Annotated in this window: 21 protein-coding genes and 1 tRNA gene; 15 read left to right on the top strand and 7 right to left on the bottom strand. The window is 51.4% G+C overall.

Going from position 1 to position 24,305, the window contains the following annotated elements; genetic code table 11:
* The first annotated feature begins 136 nt into the window (after positions 1 to 136).
* The 5 genes from RIKMI_RS0105930 to RIKMI_RS0105910 all read left to right on the top strand — a co-directional run bounded on the left by RIKMI_RS0105930 (position 137) and on the right by RIKMI_RS0105910 (position 6,002).
* A complete protein-coding gene (locus tag RIKMI_RS0105930) occupies positions 137 to 3,661 on the top strand; it encodes an AsmA-like C-terminal region-containing protein (RefSeq protein ID WP_027290850.1) in 3,525 nt (1,174 codons plus the stop codon).
* Positions 3,662 to 3,786: 125 nt separating this feature from the next.
* Positions 3,787 to 3,861: transfer RNA gene (locus tag RIKMI_RS0105925), tRNA-Val, on the top strand.
* Positions 3,862 to 4,023: 162 nt separating this feature from the next.
* Positions 4,024 to 4,335 (top strand): hypothetical protein, encoded by a 312-nt coding sequence (locus RIKMI_RS0105920; RefSeq protein ID WP_027290849.1) that lies wholly within the window; start codon positions 4,024 to 4,026, stop codon positions 4,333 to 4,335.
* Positions 4,336 to 4,464: 129 nt separating this feature from the next.
* A complete protein-coding gene (locus RIKMI_RS0105915; protein ID WP_027290848.1) occupies positions 4,465 to 5,073 on the top strand; it encodes a master DNA invertase Mpi family serine-type recombinase in 609 nt (202 codons plus the stop codon).
* A gap of 11 nt (positions 5,074 to 5,084) precedes the next feature.
* Positions 5,085 to 6,002, top strand: coding sequence for a TaqI-like C-terminal specificity domain-containing protein (locus RIKMI_RS0105910; protein WP_027290847.1), 918 nt, complete (start codon positions 5,085 to 5,087; stop codon positions 6,000 to 6,002).
* On the opposite strand, the gene RIKMI_RS15275 is transcribed toward RIKMI_RS0105910, so the two are convergent.
* From RIKMI_RS15275 to RIKMI_RS0105885, 5 genes are all read right to left on the bottom strand, one after another.
* Positions 5,999 to 6,445 carry a TaqI-like C-terminal specificity domain-containing protein gene (locus RIKMI_RS15275; protein WP_027290846.1) on the bottom strand — a complete coding sequence of 149 codons (447 nt, stop codon included), beginning with the start codon at positions 6,443 to 6,445 and terminating at the stop codon, positions 5,999 to 6,001. The genes RIKMI_RS0105910 and RIKMI_RS15275 overlap by 4 nt on opposite strands.
* A 136-nt stretch (positions 6,446 to 6,581) precedes the next feature.
* Positions 6,582 to 9,359: an Eco57I restriction-modification methylase domain-containing protein gene (locus RIKMI_RS13205; RefSeq protein WP_051214380.1), complete on the bottom strand. Its 2,778-nt coding sequence runs from the start codon at positions 9,357 to 9,359 to the stop codon at positions 6,582 to 6,584.
* A 24-nt stretch (positions 9,360 to 9,383) separates the two neighbouring features.
* A complete protein-coding gene (locus RIKMI_RS13200) occupies positions 9,384 to 12,803 on the bottom strand; it encodes a helicase-related protein (protein ID WP_051214379.1) in 3,420 nt (1,139 codons plus the stop codon).
* Positions 12,804 to 12,963: 160 nt separating this feature from the next.
* Positions 12,964 to 14,082, bottom strand: a complete 1,119-nt coding sequence (locus tag RIKMI_RS0105890; protein WP_084135199.1) for a serine/threonine-protein kinase — start codon at positions 14,080 to 14,082, stop codon at positions 12,964 to 12,966.
* Entirely contained in the window at positions 14,079 to 14,636 is a 558-nt protein-coding gene (locus RIKMI_RS0105885) for a hypothetical protein (RefSeq protein ID WP_027290844.1), read from the bottom strand. Before RIKMI_RS0105885 ends, RIKMI_RS0105890 begins: the two co-directional genes overlap by 4 nt.
* Before the next feature lie 426 nt (positions 14,637 to 15,062).
* Between RIKMI_RS0105885 and RIKMI_RS0105875 the strand changes: the two genes are divergently transcribed.
* Genes RIKMI_RS0105875 through RIKMI_RS0105830 form a run of 10 tightly spaced genes read left to right on the top strand, consistent with a single transcriptional unit; the run spans position 15,063 to position 22,807 of the window.
* Positions 15,063 to 15,644: a DUF4352 domain-containing protein gene (locus RIKMI_RS0105875; RefSeq protein WP_169715499.1), complete on the top strand. Its 582-nt coding sequence runs from the start codon at positions 15,063 to 15,065 to the stop codon at positions 15,642 to 15,644.
* Between the two features lie 23 nt (positions 15,645 to 15,667).
* Positions 15,668 to 16,456 carry a hypothetical protein gene (locus tag RIKMI_RS0105870; RefSeq protein ID WP_027290842.1) on the top strand — a complete coding sequence of 263 codons (789 nt, stop codon included), beginning with the start codon at positions 15,668 to 15,670 and terminating at the stop codon, positions 16,454 to 16,456.
* Positions 16,457 to 16,470: 14 nt separating this feature from the next.
* The gene (locus RIKMI_RS0105865) at positions 16,471 to 16,749 is read left to right on the top strand and encodes a hypothetical protein (RefSeq protein WP_027290841.1); all 279 of its coding nucleotides are present in this window, start codon (positions 16,471 to 16,473) and stop codon (positions 16,747 to 16,749) included.
* Between the two features lie 28 nt (positions 16,750 to 16,777).
* Entirely contained in the window at positions 16,778 to 17,320 is a 543-nt protein-coding gene (locus RIKMI_RS14280; RefSeq protein ID WP_051214378.1) for a hypothetical protein, read from the top strand.
* A 14-nt stretch (positions 17,321 to 17,334) separates the two neighbouring features.
* Positions 17,335 to 18,114 (top strand): DUF4384 domain-containing protein, encoded by a 780-nt coding sequence (locus tag RIKMI_RS0105855; RefSeq protein ID WP_027290839.1) that lies wholly within the window; start codon positions 17,335 to 17,337, stop codon positions 18,112 to 18,114.
* A 13-nt stretch (positions 18,115 to 18,127) separates the two neighbouring features.
* Positions 18,128 to 19,837 (top strand): caspase family protein, encoded by a 1,710-nt coding sequence (locus RIKMI_RS13190; protein ID WP_037291590.1) that lies wholly within the window; start codon positions 18,128 to 18,130, stop codon positions 19,835 to 19,837.
* Positions 19,838 to 19,853: 16 nt separating this feature from the next.
* Positions 19,854 to 20,660, top strand: coding sequence for a hypothetical protein (locus RIKMI_RS15025; protein ID WP_169715498.1), 807 nt, complete (start codon positions 19,854 to 19,856; stop codon positions 20,658 to 20,660).
* Positions 20,661 to 20,677: 17 nt separating this feature from the next.
* Complete coding sequence (locus RIKMI_RS0105840) at positions 20,678 to 21,754, top strand: WG repeat-containing protein (RefSeq protein ID WP_027290836.1); 1,077 nt, start codon at positions 20,678 to 20,680, stop codon at positions 21,752 to 21,754.
* Positions 21,702 to 22,418, top strand: a complete 717-nt coding sequence (locus tag RIKMI_RS0105835; RefSeq protein WP_115356396.1) for a hypothetical protein — start codon at positions 21,702 to 21,704, stop codon at positions 22,416 to 22,418. Before RIKMI_RS0105840 ends, RIKMI_RS0105835 begins: the two co-directional genes overlap by 53 nt.
* Positions 22,419 to 22,420: 2 nt before the next feature.
* Positions 22,421 to 22,807 (top strand): DUF6232 family protein, encoded by a 387-nt coding sequence (locus RIKMI_RS0105830; protein WP_027290834.1) that lies wholly within the window; start codon positions 22,421 to 22,423, stop codon positions 22,805 to 22,807.
* Positions 22,808 to 22,869: 62 nt separating this feature from the next.
* On the opposite strand, the gene RIKMI_RS14585 is transcribed toward RIKMI_RS0105830, so the two are convergent.
* Together RIKMI_RS14585 and RIKMI_RS0105820 are read right to left on the bottom strand one after the other, a co-directional pair.
* Positions 22,870 to 23,739 (bottom strand): PriCT-2 domain-containing protein, encoded by an 870-nt coding sequence (locus tag RIKMI_RS14585; RefSeq protein ID WP_169715497.1) that lies wholly within the window; start codon positions 23,737 to 23,739, stop codon positions 22,870 to 22,872.
* A gap of 110 nt (positions 23,740 to 23,849) precedes the next feature.
* A complete protein-coding gene (locus tag RIKMI_RS0105820; RefSeq protein ID WP_147288418.1) occupies positions 23,850 to 24,254 on the bottom strand; it encodes a DUF6291 domain-containing protein in 405 nt (134 codons plus the stop codon).
* Positions 24,255 to 24,305: the final 51 nt, after the last annotated feature.

Below are 24,305 nucleotides of genomic sequence, written 5' to 3'. Positions count from 1 at the left end.
TCCGAATCATAAAGGTACGAATTTTCCCGTTTTTCAGGTGTGCGGCGCCTCCGGACGATAAAAAACGGTCGTACGGCGGCCGTAAACGGCACCTCGCGGGCCGCAGCTTGCCGCAAAAATCGTATCTTTGAGAACCATGAAACGCAAAACGGTCAGAAAACTCGTCTTTATCCCCCTCGGAACCATCGTCCTGCTGCTCGGCCTCGCCGTCGGAGCCGCCGCCCTGCTGCTCACCCCCGAACGGCTGACCCCGCTCGTGTCGCGCGTCTGCGACCGTTACCTCGATGCGCAGGTGCGTTTCGATACCGTCAGCGTCTCGCTTTTCCGGGATTTTCCGTATGTCACTTTGCGGCTGCGGGGGGCGGAAGTGGTTTCGCACGCTTTCGAACGGCTGCCCGATTCCGTTCGCAGCGTCCTGCCCCGCGAGGCCGATACGCTGGCTCGCATAGGTCGGCTCGATATTTCGCTGAACGCGCCCGACCTGATGGCCGGCAAAGCCGACATCCGGCGCATCGGGCTGGCGGACGCCCATCTGCATGCCTGCGTGGCGCCGGACGGAACGGCCAACTGGGACATCTACCGAAGCGCCGCCGCGGCAGCGGACACCTCCTCGACGGCTTTGGAGGTCAATATCAGCCGGATTTCGGTCCGCGACGGCCTGCATCTGGCGTACGACAGCCGGCCGGACGGGACTGCCGGTTCCGTAAGCCTGGGCAGTTTTTTCGTCCGGGGACGGCTGACGACCGACCTGCTGCGGAACGACATCCGACGGCTCCGTTTGAAAGACTGTGCGGTCGCGGTCGAGACGGACGGACGGGCCGGCGCGGCCTTTATCGACAGCCTGAGCGTAAACGGCCGGCGGCGGGTCGATTACACCGTGGATCTGGCGGCCCGGAAGGTCGTCTGGGGAAATTTCGACCGGCTCGAATCGCTGAGGTTCCGCACCGGAATCCTGTTCCGCGGCAAAGATCATAAGGAGGCTACGGTCGGCGATTTCAGCCTCCGGCTGAACGATATGCTCGTGACCGCCGCGGGCGAAGCCGCTTTCCGGGGCGACAGCGTCGTCACCCGGTTCGGCGTCCGTACCCAGGGGCTGAAATTCGCCAGTCTGCTCCGTCTCATTCCGACCGAGGTACTGCCGCTGGCGAGGGATTACGAGACCGATCTGTCCACCGACATCGACCTGCGCATCGACGGAACGTTCGCTCCGGCGACGAAGACGTTGCCCGACGTCACGGTCGATTGGCGCATACCGGCCGGTTATCTGTATTATAAGAAAGACCGTAACGGGAGCCGTATCGATACGCTGGCCCTCGACGCCACGTTGCGTTACCGGCCCCGCCGCCCGGATTCGACGGGCATCGACCTGCGGCGGTTGCAAGTCTCCGGCATCGGACTGAATCTCTATGCCGCCGGGAAGTTCGACCGGCTGACGGGCGATGCCGGATTCGACGGTACGCTGAAAGGAGACTTGTCGCTGGATTACCTGACCCGGCATTTCCCTTCGCCCGACGGGACCGACGTGCGGGGGCGGATCGCGATGGACATGAAGGGGCGGGCACGGTTGAGTCAGCTCGATCTCGCTCATGCCGGCGGCGCCGCGATGGGCGGGTTCCTGACGGTCGATACTTTGCGGGTGCATGTTCCGAAAGAAGCGTTCCGCATGATGGTCGGGCACGGTCGTCTGGAGATGGGGACCGGGCTGGTGCGTACCGATTCCCTGGACGACGGAGGAAAACAGGCCGTGGGCGCAGCGCTCACGCTGGATACCGTGGATATGGACATGGGGCGGGCATTGTGCGTGACCGGGAAAAAGATCGACGTGCGCGCCGCGATGTCGGCCAAGAATATCGTTCGCGATACGACGGCGGTACATCCGGCGCAGGGTTCGCTTTCCGCCGCGGGTTTGCGAATCGAAACGGGCGACTCGATCGTCTTTATCGGGCGCGGATTGGGCAGCCGGTGGAGTATTTTTCCGGCGGAGGGCGCTCCCCGTATTCCTCGCATCTCGCTCTGGATGCAGGCGAACGGATTGGCGCTCCGCGATGCCGGGAGCCGTTTCGTGGTCCGCGAAGGCAGCGTCGGCCTGAATGCCACGATCAACCGTCCCGACAGCGCGATGCAGGCGCGGCGTGACCGGTGGCTCGATTCGTTGCAGCGCGTCTATCCGGCTGTGGCGCGGGATTCGCTCTTCGCGCATGTGCGTGCTCTCCGTGGGCCGCGGCAGCTTCCGGCCGATGAATTTTCCGGCAGCGACATAGACATGCGAGTGTCGTCCGATCTCGGGGCTTTGTTGCGGAGGTGGCAGGTGAACGGCGAGGTCAAAGCCGTTTCGGGACGTATTCTGACGCCCGTTTTCCCGTTGCCCGTCGTTTTGCGCGACGCGGATGTCGCTTTCGATACCGACCGGATACGGCTGGACCGGACTTTCGTCAAGGCGGGACAGTCGCAGATGGTGCTGACGGGCGAAGTGTCGGGGCTGCGGCGGGCGATGCTGGGCCGGGGCCGGTTGCAGGGAAACCTGGAGGTGGAGGCCGACACGCTCAACCTGAACGAGATTATACGGGTCGCCAATGCCGGCGCCGAGCTGGTGGCGCAGGGCGGGGTCGGACATACCGAAAGCGACGACCAGTTGGAACAACGCATCGTCCGATCGGCGGATACGGCTTCGGCCGGTTCGTTGCTGGTGGTACCGGGCAATATCGACATGACGTTCGACCTGACGGTTCGCCGCGGGGTCTATGCCAACCTCGTGCTGGACAGCCTGTCGGGCGAGGCGGTGGCCCGCAACCGGGCGGTACGGCTTACGGATCTGGTGATGCGCAGCGATGCGGGGAATCTGAAACTGACGGGGCTGTACGCTACGCGGACGCCGCAGGACATCCAGGCGGGATTCGATCTGGAGATGGAAAAGATGCAGGTGGCGAGGTTGATCGAGCTGTTGCCGTCGATCGATACGCTGATGCCGATGCTGCGGTCGTTCGAGGGGGTGGTGGACTGCCAGATCGCAGTGACGGCACGGTTGGACAGCGCCATGAACATCCTGCTGCCGACGCTCAACGCGGCTTGCCACATAGATGGGGACAGCCTGGTGCTGATGGACGGCGAGACTTTCGCGGAGATTTCGAAAAAACTGATGTTCAAGAATAAGAAACGGAACCTGATCGACCATATTTCGGCGGAACTGCTGGTACGGGATGCGCAGGTCGAGATCTTTCCGTTCGTGGTCGAGATCGACCGTTACCGGGCGGCCGTGAGCGGCGTGCATAAGATGGACATGACGTTCGATTATCATATTTCGGTGCTTAAGTCGCCGATACCGTTCCGGTTGGGGATCGACATTTTCGGGAACCTGGACGATTTCGATTTCAAAATCACGCGGGCGAGGTACAAGAGCGCCGACCTGCCTTCGCGGGTCGAGCTGATCGAGGATACGCGGATGAACCTGCGGAATTATATCCGCGAAGTGTTTCTCCGTGGGCCGCGGGCGGAAGATCAGGCCCGGTTGCGGATTACTCCGGCTGCCGAATCTCCGACGGAGTTGTTGCCGCCGGCCGATTCGCTCAGCGCGGCCGATTCGGCGGAGTTGAAGACGCTGGAGGTGCTGGAAACGGCGTCGGAAGGGCCGGCGGTTCCCGAAAAGGATGGGAAGAACCGGTGAGAAGGGTGATTACAGTATTGATTATCAGTTTGTTCTGTGAAGTTTGCAAAAAAATCGAAAAACTTTTTTCGATTTTTTTTGGAGAATCGGGAAAAAGCCGTACTTTTGTATCGCAATCAACGCAGGGGAGCTTAGCTCAGTTGGTTCAGAGCGTCTGCCTTACAAGCAGAGGGTCGGGGGTTCGAATCCCTCAGCTCCCACACTAAAAACCAAGAGGTTACATCATTGATGTGACCTCTTTTCTTTTTCCGTTGCACACGATTTGCACACAACCTCTTGTTTTTTCTTCCATCTGGGAGAGGTCCCATTATCCGTCGAAATCTTTGCCGGAGAATCGGTATCTTTAACGAAAATCTCCTGCCATGCTCCGCTATACCATTAGTGCTCCTGAATTGCAGACCGGTGTCTGCTACCGTACTATCACTCTAACTGTCTCCGCTTTGGCCGCCGATCGAGCTAAGCAGCTTGCCGCTCAAATTCAGGCCACTCCGGCGAGTGATTTGCAAAAAGAAAGTACGGTCGTCCTCTTCGAGGTTCCGTTCGACCAGCCGCTGACCGTGGATGAAACGTTCACACTCACCGAAGCGTTCGGGAATCCCAATCTGCAATGGGGCGTCCGCGAGAATGACGAGAGTAATACCCTGACTGCATATATCTATCTCTTGCAGCACTAATAATCCGTTCAATTCAGAACCGATATCTCAAAAATTTGCCTTGCATAGATCGATTTATCTTCCAGCCGGAATGCTTGATCAGAAATATGTTCGATAATTCATGATTCTTTCTTATGTTAAACCTCAAAAATGGTTTACGGATACATTCGAGTAAGCAGCGACAAACAGACTGTCGAGAATCAACGATTTGAGATCAACAATTTTTGCGAACGGCAAGACATACGCATCGATGGCTGGATCGAGGAGACGATCAGTGGAACAAAGTCCTATAATAAGCGGGAATTAGGGCGTTTATTGAAACGAGTGGAGAAAAACGATCTCATCATTTGTGCCGAACTTTCCCGTCTGGGGCGTAATCTCTTTATGATCATGGAAATTCTGAATATCTGTATGACTAAGGAGTGTCGCGTATGGACGATCAAAGACAACTATCGTTTAGGAGAAGATATCCAAAGTAAGGTTTTGGCTTTTGCTTTCGGTTTGTCGGCCGAGATCGAGCGTAACTTGATCTCGCAGCGTACCCGCGAGGCTTTGGCCAGAAAAAAGGCTGAGGGTGTCGTATTGGGCCGACCCAAAGGGCGAAAAAGTAGCCTTGAGAAATACAAACTTTTTCCAAAAACTACCTTAATCCGCGAATTACTTAATACGGGGATGTCTCAACGAAAGATTGCCAAAATCTGTAAAGTAGATCGAAATACTTTAGCTCGATTCATAAAAAATATTTTGGAAGAAAAATAACGAGCCTTTTCGTGCAGCAACAGGGCGTGAGATGCGCGTTTTCCTCCTCTGACTCATGGGTAATACTTTCACCCATCGAGCAAAGCATCAAGCGTAAGATCGAAGCTGTAGGAACGCCATTGAAAGATTGGGACATTCAAATCAACTATGGCATTAAGACCGGATTCAACGATGCTTTTATAATCTCCACAGAAAAGCGAGACGAGATACTGGCGAATTGCCGGACAGAAGAAGAACGGGAACGAACGGCCGAACTTATACGACCGATTCTTCGTGGCAGGGATATCAAAAGGTATGGGTATGAGTGGGCTAAGAAGTACCTCATAGCCACATTCCCGTCACGCCACTACGACATCGAACAGTACCCTGCCTTAAAGCAGTATCTTCTTTCATTTGGCAAAGAAAGATTGGAACAGACAGGCAAAACCTATACTATCCATGGCGAAAAGATTAAGGCTCGCAAGAAGACTAACAACAAGTGGTTTGAAACGCAAGATAGCATCAGTTATTGGGAGGATTTTATGCGGCCAAAAGTGATGTGGAAAATTATTGGTTGTAATATCAACTTTTGTTATGATGAAAAGCAATACATTTGTAATAATGCTGTTGATATTATGGTCGGTGATAAATCTAGATTGATTCAGTTTGTCGGTCTCATGAATAGTAAATTATTTGATTGGTATCTCAAACTTACAACAGAAGCAGAGGTTCAAGGAGGAGGGATACAACTATATGTCACCACATTAGAAAAGACACTAATGAAACTTGATTTTTCTGATTCTTTGACCAATACAATTTACCAAAGAATTTCAGGTCTTATTGATGACAAAGTTGTTGACGATAAGATATTTGATGCTTATTTACTGACGCAAGAGGAAAGGATGTTTATACTAAATGATAAGCGAGTAACTAGAAACAGAGAGACTTAAGCCTCTCTGTTTCTAATATAATCTATTTCATCTTCATTCAATTTGTAGACTTGAAACATAAAATCATCACAATATTTCTCAAATTCCTCAATGGTAATATTTTGGTTCTTCAATTTATTGAAGTAAATCATATAGTTATTCATTTCCCAAGTTGTGGGCTTTCCAACAAGGAGTTGTTCCACGGTGTATTTTTTCCATCGAACTGTACCAACTCCGGTAGTTGTACCAACTTTGGAGAATAGCCATTCAGAAATTGAAGAATTGAGAGCACATAATAGATATTCAATATTTTCTCCTCTCATATAAAAAGTTGTCGCTTCTGGAATATATTCACCTCTAAAATCAAACGCAAATTTGGATTTATCAGAAATTTCACCCCATATAATTTTTGGCCGCATAAAATCCTCCATATAACTGATGCTATCTTGCGTTTCATCCTCCATATAAGTTACTGTTGTTGAGATCATTAGTGGTATCGCCTCGAATAGCATAGGTGTAGCTTGTGTGTCACTATCGGTCTAAATGAGCTGTAAGAAGAGAATACTCGTTCACATCGATTTGTGGGAAGTTGCAGTGGAGTCAGTGGTAGGTGTTTATGATCCACAAATCAGCCCACTCATACCCATACCTTTTGATATCCCTGCCACGAAGAATCGGTCGTATAAGTTCGGCCGTTCGTTCCCGTTCTTCTTCTGTCCGGCAATTCGCCAGTATCTCGTCTCGCTTTTCTGTGGAGATTATAAAAGCATCGTTGAATCCGGTCTTAATGCCATAGTTGATTTGAATGTCCCAATCTTTCAATGGCGTTCCTACAGCTTCGATCTTACGCTTGATGCTTTGCTCGATGGGTGAAAGTATTACCCATGAGTCAGAGGAGGAAAACGCGCATCTCACGCCCTGTTGCTGCACGAAAAGGCTCAAATTTTTATGGCCGGTTTTGTTCATAATCGCACACAAAGTTGCCTTTGCATTCTCTTCTTTTGAACAAAGCAAAATATTGGTATCTACTGTAGCGCTTTCAAATACTTTTATCCCTGCAAAGTCAATCAATAACTTAGGGTTGGACTGACGGGCAAAGAAACTTCTTATTTTCTCACCATATCCGGCTCGCATCCATTTGTTCGATGTGATACAGCACAAAATTCCATTGTTTTTTAACATCTGAAGTCCGCGCTCATAGAATAGACAATATATATCTCCGGTTCGGGCAAATGTCATATAGGCACAATGTTCATATCTTTTGGCTAACAAACCACTATTATTTTGCAAAGGGATGTAAGGTGGATTTCCGATCACGATGTCGAATCCGTCCGAGAGGCCGAACATCCATTCCGGATCGAAAAAAGGAGAAACTGAATTTTGGTCATACGGATTCCATTCGGCTATTTGTCGGGCATCTTCCCGATCAAATGAATGGTTAGATAACCGGTCGGCCAATTGTTCGCGCAATCGTTCATCCTGAGTCCGCAAACGTTTCTTCTTTGCCGCCGAGTCCGCGCGAAAATGGTCATGGCGGATTTGCAACAGTTCGTTTTTGATTTGATCGATGTCTTCGTTATCGAACAAGTTCAGTTGTTGTTCTTTTTTCTTTTTGCCGATCAAAGAGTCGGCACAAACGAACTTGGTTTCCAGATTCGGCAATGTGGGAATACCGTAATTCGGTTTCGTCGGGTCTTTTTCGCAGTCGCAAATCAACGAGATAAAAAAACGCAGTTTACTGATCTGTGTCGCGATACTCTGTATATCGACTCCATAGATACAGTTTTCGATCAATTCGAGTTTCAAACGATACGTATCCTCGTCGAGATCGAGTTTATGCAGCAGGTCGACGATCCGATTGAGCAGTCCCATCGGAAATGCGCCGGAGCCGCAGGCCGGATCGAGAATCTTGACCGTTTTCAGTTTGGCGGCCCACTCCTTGCGGTTTGAGTCCGGGATTTTCGTCGGGTCAAAATCCTCGGAGAACAAGGTCCGTAATTCCGGAGTGTCGCCCAGATAGGCGATCAGGCTCTCATCGACCATGTATTCCACGATTTCACGGGGCGTATAGAACGAACCGCTTTGATTCCGGGCTGTCTCTTGGGTCTCCGGGTTGTAAACACCCAGTAGATTTTCGAATACTTTACCGAGGAGTTCCGGATCGAGCGCGACTTGTTGTTCTTGAGGGGTGCTCTCTTCGATGGTGAAGTTATAACGTTGCAAAATCGGAAACAGGCCTCGTTCCGGATCGAAAAACAAGTTGTTCGGGATAAATGCCCGATGCCGATAACGACCGTCGGCAAAGGTCTCTGTGTTTCGGCTGAAACCGTCGTAATTATAGGCGACTCCGTCGATCGTCCGCGTCTTGTCCAGACACTCGAACAGACCTCCGTTCAGAAACGGGACTTCGGCAAAGAGAGCGATCGCTTCGTCTTCTGTCAGCGCGAAAAGTTCGTTGTACCGGTACAGGGTTTTTACATCCCTGCTTTTTCCTTTCGCAAATTCCCGTTTCTGTCCCTCTTCATCCATGATGGCCCGGTTTAATGTGGCAAAGAAGAGGTTCTGTAAGATTGCGTTGTAATAATTTCCGGACGTCCGGCTTCGGGGATCGAAATCGCGAAGGATGGACTGCAATGCTTCGGGGTCGAAGAGTCGGTCGGGTACCAAGTTTTTCTGTTTGATAAACCAGACGAACATCAGACGGGTAATCAGTCGGATGATTTTCGTTTCGATCTGTTCGCGGTCGTCCGTCGGGGTCTTCGTATTGTTCGGGAATGTGACTCCGGTTGATTCGTCGATCGCCCATTGGTACCAGTCGAAGAGTTCCCGGTAGAACTCTTTGGTAAGCGATTCGACCGAGAAGGCTTCCAGTAACGCCTTGTCGTCCTGTTCCTTATCGGCCAGCAGGGAGAAGCGGTCGACGGCCGTACGACAGTGATGCCTGGATCCGAACAGATAGGTATAACGTTTGGCCGATGTCGTATGCCCTGCGGTATCTTCCTTAAACAGATAGGAGAACCGCCATTCGCGACCGCAAGGGTTTTCGTAATGGAAGACCATAAAGGCATGGGAATAGGGGAACAGGTTACTTCGGACAAGACGTTGAATGCCGATGCGGGAGCGGGTCAGATCGGCCGAGTCACGTAAGGTGATATCGAAGATCTGAATCGGATTGAGCAGTTCCACGGTTCCGACTCGTTGGATTTTTACGATATTGGCTTTGTCGGCCAGAGCCGTTTGGCGGGCATCTCTCAATATATCTTCAGCAACCGGAAATTCTCGATAGCTCGCTCCGAAGATCGGAGTAATCACTTGGGTTGTAAACGACCGGATTCCGCTAAAGTCGTTTTCAAAAATATTTTTCAGCTGGGCTTTCATGGCTGCGGTTGGTTATGGTCGTACTTACTGTATTTCAAACAGGGCTACGTATGGCTTTCCGTATTGTTTGACCGTCTGTTCGGCGATGGATCCGAAAGCCGATTCTATCCAGGTATCGATCTCAAAATCGGCACCGAACAAAGATCCTTGTCCGCTATTGTAGGTTTTATCGTACTGCAACAGTACTTTCATGACGGTCGTATTACCGTGTTCAACGGCATATCTGGCGGCCTGCAATGCTTTTCGGGCCGATTGTGTCGTCAGTTGCTTGTTGATTTGCTGGATAATCCCCAGTGCCATCGTCATCTGTTTGGTTGCGTCGTGTGACGACAGCATCCGGGTGACATGCAGGTTGTAATGCGTGATGGCCGCTTGTTTCAACCGGGAGAAATTATCCTGTGCAACAGGTGCTTCGAATACAGCATCGTCAGGACAGCGCAGGCAGGCCATAAAATCCAGAGAAGAAACTGTTTCCGGTTTTCCGGAGGGTGGAATTTTGATATTCAACAGGCCGCGTTGTTCGGTCTTCACAGCCACCCAACCCACTCCGTCCTGTTGTCCTCGGATTTGTCCTCCGAGTTCCCGGAATTCCAAGTCCATGAGTTCCTTATAGCGTTCCGGATGGTCTTTTTGGAATGTTTTCAGATCGGCGATATACGTACTGAACGGCGACTCTTCGTCTTCCATCAGGTTGTTGAAGTCGGCCTCCGAGAGTTGTTCCAGTTCGCTAAATACACGATTGTCTTCGCCGAACATGGTGTGGAAGGCCTGTAACTTGGCATAGGCATTTTCGATCAGCCGGATCTGTTCATTACCTTGTACCGTCGGATAGAAATTGAAGACGTGGACAAATTCTTCTTTCGATCCGATTCGATTAACCCGTCCGATCCGTTGCATCAGTCGCGTGGCGTTCCACGGAGTGTCGTAGTTGAGAATGACATTCGCCCGATGCAGATTGACTCCCTCGGCAAGCACTTCGGTGGTGACGATGACATCGTAGTCGTCGCGTCGAACGGTGGCATTCGCATCGAAATTGGCTTTGATCTCCTGTTGTAACTCGTCGCGGTTGGCCGCCGAAACTTTCAGCACCCGATAACCTTTGCTCTCGATGTGTCGGGCCAAGGAGTCGAGTGTATCCAGCGCTTCGGTAAAGATGACCAGTTTGGGCCGGTCGTATCCGCCGGGATTATTGATCCGGGGATTGAACAATTCGGATTGCAGGTGCTCCTTAAAGGCATCTAATTTGGGGTCGAAGTCGTTGCGGTCCCACAGGGCGCACAGTCGGTCGATCCGTTTTTTATCTTGCAGCAGCAGGCTGAAATATTCCTCGTGCAGGTCGGAGCGTCTGAATTGTCGACTTTTCCCCTTCTTTTGAGCGATCTTTGTGCGAATGTTCCGACAGGCCGTTTCGAAGTCCGGAGCTTTGGCGAACTCAGCATTGACATCGATATCCGGACAGATGAATACACAGTCGGCCTCGAGCATGTCGATCATATTCTGCGTATACCGTTGTAGATTATGTAGCGAACGTCTGAAAGCCGTGAAACTGCTTTCGAGTCGTTTGACCAACAGGATTTGCATGATCCGGGCCAGTCGTTTCGAAATGGTCTCGACCGTCAGGTTCCGTTTTTCGTACAGCTTCTTATGTTCTTCGGATTTAAAAAACATAATAGCGGCATAGCGATAAAAGCCTAAACAATCTTTCGGATCCTGAATGCGATTGTTATCGGGTAAAATGGCGTTCATCGTTTCGGCAAAAAGTCGACATAACGAGGCATCCATCCGATATTCGAGTTTATAGGGCCCTTTGACCGTCGGGAACTTCAGCTTTTTACTATCTTCGCCATAGTGCGCCGCGATGTCTCGGCGTGTGCGGCGAATGACTAAATCGTTGAGTACATTGATCCGGATATTTCGAGCCACCTGCTGTAAAGCGGCTTGTCCGACGGGTGTGTTGCTGATCGGACGGTTGGCCTGGAATTGTCGTTGTTGCTCGGCAAAGAACGAATCCAATCGACCCCCGGGAATATTGGGCAGGGTGCTGTGATTCGGTTCTCGCTGAAAGAGATAAATCTGGTTTCTTATGTCTTGCGGCGAGTTGTTCTGAGGGGTTGCCGACAATAACCCGACATAAGGTACTCGCCCGGTTCGAATCTGAATAACGCCGATCAGATGATTCAGATCCTGATATTTTTTCGTATCGCTATTCCGGAAGTTGTGGCTCTCATCGACCAAAATCAAACCGTAGGGCTCGTATGGCAAGGGGGCTTCAAATTCATCGGCTACATCTTCCGGGAGGGTAGTATTTGTCTCTTCGTTATTCGGTATTAATGTCTCGATACTACCGGTCGTTATAAAATCCACATAGTCTGCGATGCGTTCGGGAGCTTCTTTATCGAAAGTCTCGATCGTCTGTTGCCAGGTGCTTTTGACGGCAGGCGGTGTGACAATCAACACTTTTCGTCCTCGATTCATCGCGGTGGCCTCGGCTAAGAATTTACGGACGATCAGGATTCCGACAACGGTTTTTCCCAAACCGACAACGTCTGCCAGAATGAAACCCCCGTGTTGCTTCATGATGAAGAAACATTGTTTGACGGCATCCAATTGGTACTCCAGGGCATCGTATCCGTCTGGTAAATAAGATTTTAATAGAGCGTCGGTCGACGGGTCGGCAATGTCGCCGAACTGAACTTGCAGGTATTTGATGTAGAGTTCATAGGGGGTGAGGACGCTTTGTTCGACGCGAATGGCTTCCCATCCGGCTCGACCGATAGGGCTGGGCTTTAATATCTCTTCCCGAAATTCGAAGTTCCAGTCGACGGATTGTGCCCACAGATGATCGAACCAACAAAGATGCCCTTTGCTTGCATTTCCCTCCTGAGGGCGTGCCGTGACGATGGCACCGTCGGTCTCGAGATAATTCAGCTCGGCATTGCCTTCCAACCCTTGTTTCGTGAAATTGCTGCTGCCGATAATGCCGATGCTTTTATGCTGACTTCTGAATATGTAACATTTAGCATGAAGGAAGCGGGCATCTCCCGTCTCGTCCTGTCGGTAGATCCGAATATGAAATTTCGGACTCTCTTTGTCGTCGGTACAGTATCGGATCAGTAGTTTTACGACAGCGACATACTCTTCGGCCACTTGCAGTTCTCCGATATCTCGCCGAATGAAATCTTGGGGGAAACGAGCATCATGCGTCCGGGGGTGCTGCAATTGATAGGCTCGTACGATTGGATCGCTCCCGATCAGTAATTGCACCGAGGTGCCGTCTCGTTCCAAAAAACTTTTCAGCTCATCGAATACCAGTGTCATCCCCGGGATATCCCAATATCCGGTGGCAATTTTGATGGTCGTACATTCCGGATCGGCGATACACTTTTTCAATGTATCGACCATCATGAATTTTTGCTCGGAATTGTCGATAAGTGTATTATTCATAGAGTGTTGTAGATTGACAGGCTCTACGTTTTTCGAAATATTAGTCTCAATCGGAAAACAATATAACAAATATCGTAAATTATAAGCACAAAAGATTCCTGATTTTTAAACCGCAAGCAGAATCGGAGGCTTAAAAATTAAACATTCAAACTCATAAAGTTCATAACAGTCCTGATTCTTCGTATAATTTATTGCCCACAGACTGTCGGTTCGGATTCTCATAGCGATCCCACATCTCGTGACGCATATCACTCTTCAGCCGGTCGAGCCGCTCATTTACCCGTCGGTCGATCTCCTGGATGTACCAGTCTGAGATAACCGTGTCACGTCGAATCCGATACAGTGTATCCTGCCGGACCAGCAACACCGTATCCAATCTGCGGAGCGTATCCAGCCTGACGATCGTATCGCGGGTCGCTACCGGATCTTTACCCAACGGCCCCATAAACAAGAGACCGCTCAAAAATAGTGCGAGTCCTGCAAAACCGACCCATCCAGTCCATCTTTTGTTGCGACGTTCCAGTCTCGCATCGACCCATTGGGCACTCGCCGGACGCTTTGAGCGGTCCGGCGCCGTGCACCGGCGGGCAAGCCGACGCACCGCAGGCGAAGCTAACCCCACAGCCCGGAAATCCTCCATAATTCGCCCCAGCGCATAGATGTCCGCACGATTATCGATCGCCCCATCGGCCACTTGCTGTTCCGGCGCCGCATAATGACGCGTCCCCGCCGCCCCCTTCAACACGGCATACGAACCCGCATCCGCCAGGCTGAAGTCGATCACCTTTACCTGACCGCCGTTACGGGTCAGAAGAATATTCTCCGGCTTGAGGTCCCGGTGGATGATCTGTTGTGCGTGGAGGCACTCCAGTGCCGCGCAGAGCTGGCGCAGTATCTGCACCGCTTGATTCCGGGAGAGTTTCCTGTCATCCAGCCCTTCGCGCAACGTTTGACTGTCGATATACTCCAGCACGATAGCCTGCCCCACCTCCGGCACCTGCTCCAGCCCCAGCGTCTGAATGATGTTCGGATGCTGGAGCCGGTAGCCGATCTCGAACTCCTTGAACAGCAGTTGCCGATAAAAAGGATCGGCGGCCAAGTCCGTTCGCAGAGCCTTGAGCAAATGCCAACGCCCATAGCGCAATGCCTTGTAAAACCGGTAGATCCCCGCCGGTGTTTCGAACTCGGACAGAGGGAATATCTCGGAAAAATCCCCCGAGGGGAACTGCCCCCGCATATCCCCGGGGATCATATCCGAATCGGTCACCAGAGTAGTCATACTGTGATGATTTGCACCGAGGAGAGCCCTTGACTGCGCCCGGCAATGTAGGTAAAAGGCTCGCCCGCAGGTAATGTCCCGCTGAGGTAAAGCGGATGGCCGGCGGTAAAGAGTGTCGCCCGAAACCGCGCGCCGACGGGCAGCTTGGCATGGCGAATATCCCGGACCACAAAATTCTCGCAGCCCCGATATTCGATGACACACCACCGGTCAGGCCGCCAAGTCAGTTCAAGCCGATCGCCTGCAACCAACTCTGCGGCAGTAAAAGTTTGTTCGACGATAAATCCGGAGTCCTCCTTTCGGAGCCAATCCTCCCAGTCGCACGTCCCCAGGAACCGCGCCAGAGACGAAAGCGTCGAGAGACGCGGTGCGTGCCCCTCGTTCAGATAACCCCACAGTCGTTTGAGGGTCGTCGGGCTGATGCGTTCACCTGTCTGTTCGGCAATCCGCAACGAGCACCAATCGAAATCCGTCGGCGACTGCAACCGGCGGCCAACGTGATTTTCGATAGCCTGCCGCAGACGTTCTATATCGCTGGGAATGACTATTCTCATCCATACAAAGATAGAATCATTTTCCGACTACCGGGTTTATGGACCGTTTTGGACTAATTTTCTTGCAGGATATATTTGCTCAAAATGTTTTCTTTGTACCACTGTTCAACAGCCTGCATATTTGCGATTGCGGAAAAAACGCTATATTTACGCTGAAAATATAGAGAAGACGCTTGCTCGGCTCTCTTTGAGTAACGAAACGACCAAATTCTAAACACTCAAAGCCAAAAGAGACCACAGAGCAACGAGTCTGCATCGCAAGGTGTGGGCTGTTGTTTTGTATTCCTTAGGCTTTAGGTGCTTGGTCGTACCTGTTACTCGGGAATTCTGACAACGGTACCACGCCTTCTTCTTTTTCAACCACTCTCTTTTTTACACACCCGTTCCGGGTGGTACCGACCGGACACATACAACATGTGTGTCGCTATGAAATCTTGGAATATTGTCGGCTGGGGATTAGGTATTTTGCTGATGATCTCGATTATCGAATCCCAGTGCAGCAGCTCAGGATCGAGATCGGAGAGTACATCATCTTCTTCTTATCACAAATCGTCTCGTCCTGCACCTCGAGAGGAGCCCCCGAAAACATTTCGGATGGGGGAGGCTTTTCAATTCGGCAACTATCTGTACCAAGTACACGACATCTCATACCGGGAATCGATCAGTACAGGCTGGTTTGACACCGAACGTCCACTGGGTGTCTTTTTAGTGGTTGACATAACGGTATATAACCGGAGTGGAAAAACACAAAATGTTTCTTCCACTTTATTTAAACTGAAAGATAATAACGGAAATGAATATAAAACAACCCACAGCAATTTTAAGGCCTACGAGCTTTCACCTGAAATGGAAGTGACCGGACAAGTAGTCTTCGATGTCCATTTTGGTCGAAATTACACCCTGCTATTAGCCGAAGATGACGACTTGCATTTTAACGAACGTAAGTATGCTCGCGTAAACCTCGGCGCTGCTACTGCTGATGATGGCATGCCGATGAACGAAGACTAACAAACCTAACGATTACTGATACTATGAAAACACTTTACACGCTTGCCCTTTTGGGCGTATCCTTGCAGACCCTTACGGCCACAGCCCAGCGGCCAAATGACTGGCAACGCTATGAAGAGAGTGGGCATCCGATGCCTCTGAAAGGCAAAGTCTCCGTAATCACGGCTCGCACGTACAATATGTACAACGAATCTCCGACCAGCGAAATCGAGAAAGAGCGTAAAACAGTTAGATTCAATGAATTCGGAATGATTGTTCGGGACAAAGCCGGCGCTTACTATTACGACGGGCAAAATCTCCGCACTCAAAAAGTCGTCGATGGTACTCCTATCGAACGCTACGAATACACCGTTGGGGACCGGGGACAGATACTAACGCAAACCACCCTGAAAAATAATGTAGAGAGCAGTGTGGCCAAGTACAGCTATGATGCTCAAGGGCGATTGGCGTCGATCAAGACCTACTCCGACGGTGTCCTTTTTGCCGAAGAGGGGTACACATGTAATCCGGCGGGACGATTGATCCGCAAAACCATAAAAGGCTATATGGGACCAACATGTATCATGGAAATATCTTCCACGTACACATATAACAGTCAGGGATTACCGTTACAGATCGTCTCGAAGATGAATGGCTTCAACGGTGGAGGTACGATGGCTGAAGAATGGAAATACTTGGAGTTTGACAAACAGGGTAACTGGACAAAAGCCGTTGTCTCTAAGGGTGGATTGGGGTACAATGCCCAGACTTCTCATACCCAGGCAAACAAAGAGTCCACGATGATTATTCGTGAGATTGCTTATTACGATTAACACCTTTTATTATCATGTTACTGGTTATTTTGGGCGCCGTCTTCGGCCTGATCGGCGGGTTGGCGCAAACCGCGGGAGGTTTCCTGTTGTTCAATCCTGTTGTCGGCGGAGCCGGAGCTATTGCCACCACGCTTTCGGGAGTCTGCCTCGTGCTCGGCATCCTGCAAGGGCTGCTCGCACCGAAACTATGCGGTGTCCTGAACCTGATTCTCGGCATCGTCTGCGTCGTACTCGGAAATGTCATCTCCGGCATCCTGATCGCCCTCGGAGGACTCTTGGGAATACTCAAATAATACTCACAAATCACTAAAAAACAATCCGATGAAAAAACTTTTTACCATTCTCTCACTCTTGTTGGTCATTACTGCTGCCGTTCAGCCCGCGGCTCAGGCCGGAAACAAAAACAAACAAAAAGAGGTGAAACTGCCTTTCAAAGGGAGTAAATACGAAACGGACAAGAAATATTTCCGCGCCTTCGAGAGCGGCACCAGCACCAACCAGTCCACCGCCAAGAAAATGGCCCTGCACAACGCCAAAGTGGTTTTGGCCGGCAATCTCGACGCCACCGTGAAAGCCGTCACCGACCAGTACATCAACCAGATGAACACCTCCGAGGGGATCGAAGACGCCAGCACCTTCCAACAGCAGTCTCGCGAAGCTGTTAAACAGTTGATCGGCGAGGTGACTGTTATCGACGAAAAACTCTTCGCCACCAAAGATGGCAGGTACACCTACTGGATCGCTATCGAGATGCCCAAAGAGGCCCTGCGGCGCGGCATTTCGAAGCAGATGAAAGAGAATACCAAGATCAATCAGGCCGAGTTTCAAAAGATCTTCGATCAGGAGATGGACAAACTCGACTAAATACTCCGGACGGTATGGCCAAGTTACTCCTGTTGTTGATACTGCTCGTTTTTTCAGTTTCCGCCGGGGCCCAAATCATCGAAACTTTAGGTGAGGCTCGGGTTCCCGTGGTGCATATCACTCCGGAACAGGCTCGCACACGGGCGATTCGACAGGCCAAGGAAGAGGCCTTGCAGCGGGCCGTGGGCGAGGAGGTGCTCACCTCCGAGAGCGTACTTACCGGCGGCGGGGAGCAACGACTGAGCAGCCTCAGCTCCGTGGAGAGCCGTGGCGGTATCGTCAGCGTCGAGATGCTTGAAGACCGGTTGGTCACCACCGGCAGTATGCCGACTTATTGCGTGCGGCTGCGCGCCGTCGTTCAACCCTATACGACCCGGGCCGATCCTTCGTTCGGAGTGGCAGTGACCGGTGTGCGGGGCGTTGGCTACCGTTCCGGCGAACCGCTCGGTTTCGCGCTGACACCTACCGACGGCTGCTATTTGAACATCTTCCTGTTCGATGACAGCGGAGGTGGAGCGCGGCTCTATCCCAACGCCTACGAACCGGAGCGGTTCTTCTCCGGCGGCGAAACCGTGACGTTCCCGACCAATCGGGCCATTCAATACACTCTTGAATTGGGACAACTGCAAGCAGCGGAGGAGGTCAATACGTTGGTCGTCGTTCAGACGCGCCGACGAGTGACCTATACATCGCCGAAAGTCGATTACGAAAGCGTCAGCGAGTGGGTCAGTCGCCTCGAGCCCGCCGTACGCCAAATTGTCACCGTGCCGGTGCGGATCGTCTCCGACCGGTAGAAATCGAAAAACTATGAAGCAATTATACTATCTCCTGCCCGCCCTTTGCGTGGGACTTGCCCTGCAATTCAAGCAGGCTCAGGCCCAATGGGTCTCCTCCTCGAGCTCCAGGCAATCCGTAGTCTGGCACCCGGCCGTGCCCCGACCTACGGCTCCTGCACAACTTGAAATTCGCAATATCTCTTTCGCCGATGATAATGGCAACCGAAAAATCGACGCCCGCGAATCGTTTACGATCGGCTACACCCTATGCAACACCGGGCAGGGAACAGCTTATCAGATTCGACCTCGGATTACGGTCCCTCCGACGATTGGCGGCATTTCGATTCCTGAGCCTGCCGACATTCGGGCGCTCAACGCCGGTGATACCCTGCGGATTACGCAGCGAGGATATGCCTCGGAGGAGTTGCAGGACGGCACGCTAACCGTGACGATCGCGGCAACCGAAGGGAACGGATTTATCCCTTCACCTCAAATGCTACAAATCGAGACCTACGCCTTCCGGCCGCCGCAGGTGCTGGTGGCTCAGACCCGGTTCTCGAACCGGAACGGTGGGGTACCCAAGAGTGGCGAAGTGATTACGCTCCAGATGCTGATCGAAAATCGGGGTGAATCGCCCGCTACAGCTGTTACGGCGCGATTCACGCTGCCCGAGAATATCTTCCCGGGAGATAAGACTGACTTTACGGTCGGTACGTTAGCTCCCGGCGAGCAGCGGATCGTCGAATTCCCATTCTTCACCAACCAGAAGTACACCGCCTCCAGCGTCCCGATCACCGTATCGCTGAGCGAGAGCTATGGGCGCTATGCCCAGGGAACGACCGCGACGGTGGATCTGGCCCGGTCGCTGGCCCGCAGCGAGCCGATGGTGATCACCGGCGCGGCGGCATCGGCGGTGCAGATGGGCGGCAAGTCGCTCTACTCGGACGTTGATCTGGACATCCCGCAGACCCGACGGCAACAGCCGAATCTCTTTGCTCTGGTGATCGGTAACGAGCGATACGGAGAGTACAGCCGCGAGGTGGACGTACCGTTTGCCCGGGCCGATGCCTCGGTTTTCAGGGACTACCTGACGCAAACTTGTGGGGTGAGGCCGGAAAACATCATCCTGTTGCAGGATGCCACGCGGGCGGCGATGGAGAATGCGGTAGAGCGGATCGCCGGACTGGCCGAAACGTATCCGGATCGCGAGAAACAACCGGCTGAAATCGTCTTCTATTATGCCGGTCATGGGTTGTGTGACGACCGCAAGGACGGCTACCTGATGCCGGTCGATGTGCCGGGGACGCAGGTGCGGCAGGGGATTCGCTCGGCGGATGTGTACAACAGGCTGTCGCGCAGCGGCGCGGCGCGAGTGACGGTCTTTTTAGACGCCTGTTTCAGCGGCGGGGCCCGCGGCGAACAGCTGCTGGCAGCTCGTGCGGTGAAGATCGAGCCGAACCGCGACCTGATCGCAGGCAACACGGTGGTCTTTGCGGCGGCCAAGAGCAACCAATCGGCACACGCCTATGCGGACAAGCAACACGGGATGTTCACCTATTTCCTGTTGCGCAAGCTCAAGGAGAGCAAGGGCCAGGCGACGTATCGCGAGCTGGGCGACTACCTGATCTCAGAGGTGGCGCACTATTCCTTGCGGGAGAACAATGCGGCACAGACGCCGGACATATTGGTGAGTCCCGAGGCGCAGGAGATGTGGAACGACTGGAGGCTGTCTGGAAACTAATGCGATGATGAAACTTATGCGAAAATTTCTACTGATTCTATTGCTGATATTGGGCGCGGGTTTTCGGGTCTCGGCCCAGATATCGAATGTGTCGTTCGTCCTGCGTAACGACAAGATATACGTCACTTATCAGGCCTCTATTCCGGCCTACCATTACCTCAAGGGAGTAACCCTGTCCATGAAGCTCAACGACCAGCCATTACGCCCGCTGACCCTGAATGTCAGTGGCGACTTGGGCCGCGTCGAGACGAGCGGCCTGAAAACGATCGTCTGGGACTGCTTTGCCGAGAACGGGAACCAACCGATCGAGGGTGATGTACAGTTCTACGTCGAAGGTACGATGATCGAGCGTCCGGGCTATGCGCTTCATCAAAAGGTTTATTTCGGTGAGTATATCTGGTCGCCATCGGCATTTTATGGCATTGGCTTCGGCTTTGGAAAGCGCTGGGGTGCTTATATGCGTTACCGTTTTTCCGCAGAAGAAGTTATCCCGCTGACGCGGGACTCTCCGAATACCCCGAACGGCAGCTATACGACTTACGAAACGGTTCGGCCGGGGATGACAATCGCGGCGGGGACATTCGTGCGGGCCACGAAATGGCTGCGTTTCAACGCGGGGTTGGGCTACGGCGAGAAGACGGACTTAGGTACGGCGGAACAGCTCAAGGGGTTGGCGTACGAAGTCGGAGGGACGATCCTCTTTTTCCGCAAGAAATGGCTGGGGTTCAATTTCGGCTATGCCGGTATCCTGGGGTCGAAACCCTCGGGTTCGATGCTCAAGGCCGGGGAGTTCACCCTCGGTGCTACGCTCTCTTTTCAATAACCATAATCCAGAAAACCATGAAACATCTTTTACGTTTAGTTCTTGCAGGGATCTGCCTCGTGCTCGTGGGGTGCAGCGGCCATACAGCCTCAGAAATTACACATCTTCCGTTCAAGGCGGATGAGGAAGATCGCTGGGGTATGATCGGTGTGGACGGCAAGGTGCTGTTTGAGAACGAATTCGAAAATGAGCCTTCGGCGGTTCGTAACGGCATTTTCTTTGTCAAAAACTTGGATGGTCTATACGAGTATTATACCGCCGAAACGAAGCCAAAGAGAATCAATAACAAAGCTTATTTAGCAGCCGGAGCTTTTATTGAGGATGTTGCTCCCGTCGTAGAGCCGGAGCAACCGATCTCTTTCATTCGCAGGGATGGCACTACGGCTTTTGTGCTGGATAAATACAAAAATGAACCGATTAAGGGAGCTTGGAACTTTAACGATGGCATGGCCATTATCCACACAGCCGGGGGGGAGGGGTTTATTAACCCCCAAGGAGAAATTGTAATTGAACCTCGTTATAGACAAGTACAGCCTTTTTCCGAAGGTGCGGCGGTGGTGTGGAATGAAGATAATACCGGAGCTGTAATTGATAAAACAGGCAAGAAATTATTTGATCTGAAAGATCAAAAGATCCGTTACCTTGATTATCATAATGATTTGATGGCCTGCGTTGATGTGCAAAATTTCGGAAAATATGCAACATCAGGTGAATTCCTTAAAGCCGTAGCAATTGATTACTTTTTGGATAAACAAGGCAAAAAAGTAATGAGTATTCCGTCTAACATAATTGTTTCTGGTGGGGTCGTCCATAACCATATGGTTTGTTATCAATCCTCAGAAGATAAAACATTTGCCGGGATCATGGACAAAAAAGGGCAAATGATTATCCGACCGAAATACGACGTTTCTCAATCTGGTAGTGCAGAAGTGTGTATCGAGAAAGGATTTATTTGTATGGCCGATAAAGGTAAGTGGGGGCTTATTGATTTTGACGATAACATTATCTGTCCTTTTGAGTTCGATCAGATTTTACCTTTCTATGATGGTCAACACGCTTTTTGCCAAGAAAGGGAAATATTGGCAACTGATTAATAAAAAAGGGGAAAAACAAGACCGGTCAGAGTATAGTTCGGTATCCGCAGATGCGTATTTTGCGAACCAAGTTTTTCTGAGCGACTGGATCGATACTCAGACATTTATCGAGAATCTATTCCAAAAACTGACTCCCGAGGGCTTCGGAACCCTGAAACTGGGGGCACCACTCGCCAAAGTGGCTACGCAACTAGGATTGAAAGCTGAGGATTGCCGCCAGTACAACGACGCCATAGAACTCTCTGACAAAATAGAAGATACTTACAGCGAGATAACCGTTCTCCTCTCATCGAAAACGACTCCGGTGGTACAGCCCGTCACCGAACAGGTATATCGAGGTTGGTGGGAGGGCTGGCAAACCAAGACGACAGGCTATAAATTCAATCCTCGAGCTTCGGCAGACTATATTTTGCTGAAAATAAACGCCCGGTGGCCTTTTAGTAAACATAACGGGACGGAACGACTACACCGTGCGATTGCAGAATATCTTGACACGCATAAATTTGAGCAAAGGGATTGGAATGAGGCTGTGAATGCGTATAGTTTCCCGGCTCCAAATGAAAATAGAGTATTGCTATTGCCTAAAAAAGAACAACTGGAAGAACTCGGATTGCAATTGTGGCTGATGCTTGACCTCCGAAAAGAACAAAATACCTCGAAATAACCATGACCGACGAAAAGATTTTCTTTCAACAAGGTGACGTAGCCGTCACCTCCACCCGGTTTATTACCCCGACTAAGACACACGTGATCGCCGGGATTACGGCTTTCTGCGCACAGGAGAAAAAATTAGATGCCTCATGGGCCGTTATCCTGATGGTTGCAGGTACCCTCATTTTAGCATCGGAGAGCGGTCGGAATTTCATCCCCGGTTTGGGGGCCATTTTATTGTTAAGCGGTCTGATCTGGTTGGCAATCTTGTTTTTCAACAGAACGTACGTTGTGCGGATTGAAGGTGCCTCCGGCAAATCCAACGCGTTGGAATCCAAAAATAAAGATTTCATTCTGAGCATAGTCGCGGCACTAAACGAAGCCATCGTGCACAGAGGATGACGACAACCAACGAAAAGCCCGGATAGAATGTCTATCCGGGCTTTTCACTTGAAATGTGACTTCTACTTCAACCGGATGTTGTATTTATCGCAAAGGTAGAAGAACGACCCTATCGTAGTTTTGCGATTGTTCAGACACTTCCGGTACTGCTCGTCGCATTCATCCCGATCGTACCCCGGATAGAACCGGCATACCCGGTGATAATACTCCCGACCGGCCTCGCCAAACTCCGCCGCCAGAGCATAACCCGTCTTCAGCCAATCCCGATATTCCGCCGTAATATCCGTGCGCGTCTGCTCGATCTGTTCGATCAGCCGCTCCACATTCCGGTTCGTTACCAACGGATTGGAAGACCGGTTTGTTGTCTCCGTATCTTCCACATATTTCGCGAACGGTTCGGCCTTCGTGTTGATGTAAGGATGGGGATCATACGAGCAACCACGCAGCCGGGCCACATTCCCGCACGAAGGATCGATGTGATATCCTGCGCGTTCGAACACTTCGGCCAGGGCCAGGAAATGCCCCTTGTGTCTCTCCGGGTAGAGGACTGGCACCAATACGAACAACCCCTCTCCGCTGACGGATAACGAAATGTAGGCTGCAAATCTGGCTTGGGCGATGTGGCCTTTAGCCCGCTCCCAGTCTGTGATTTGGGGATTGTCTTTGGCGTCGATATCCATGCAGATTAAGCCGCTGTGCTGTACCAGATCGTCGTTGTTGCGACCGCTGAATATTCCGCTGGGGGTGATGCACGGTAAGCGTGATTTGATCGCCTTGCGAACCTCCCCTTTCCCAGCCTGACGATAATTCCGGATGTCCCTTAGGTGAGTCGGATTCTGCAAATAACCGAATAGGTTGACCTGTTTCGGTATTTTGTCATAGTAGTTGGCAAAGTAGGATACCGTAGTATCCAAGCAATTAATTGTGTTCATTTCTTTTCTGTATTTAATGAATTCCGACAAAACCGCCGGATTAGCCGGTTTTAGTCTGTTTTTCATACACAGCCCCATTGAGGTTGTCTTCGGCATTGCCATTAGGGGGGTTATTTACCCCCCGTCTCTTTAGGTGGACGCCCTCCCTTTTTACCATGCTCGGCTCCCAGATAGCCGTATTTGGCGCCTTTCAAAGCATTCAGGTACTTCTTGTTGTTAGCATCGAGAAGCGGTTTAACGCACGTGAAAAGGGCTTGGGCGACAGCAGATAGCCCTGCCGGCGCTATGCCATTGAGCCCATATTGGAATGTGGCTTCGTAGAGCGCTAACCGTTCTTCCGGGGGGAGCACTTGTGCCGCTTCGTAATGTGATCGATAGATGACGCAGCTCTCGCGTAGGATCGGTTCGGTCGGGTTATCGGTTGTTTTCGTTTCCATCATGTTGGTTTTTAAAGAGTTTGTGTTTTTGACTGGTTCAAGGAGCGCCTCGGGGGCGTCGGTTAAGGATTTTTTCATCTGAAGAGATTTTTGAAAATGAAACTTTAGTTGATTGTTGAGGACACATCG

The organism is Rikenella microfusus DSM 15922 (genome assembly GCF_000427365.1).
Classification (GTDB): Bacteria; Bacteroidota; Bacteroidia; order Bacteroidales; family Rikenellaceae; genus Rikenella; species Rikenella microfusus.
The sequence above is the reverse complement of the archived record's forward strand: the minus strand, read 5'-3'. Positions and strand labels throughout refer to the sequence as shown.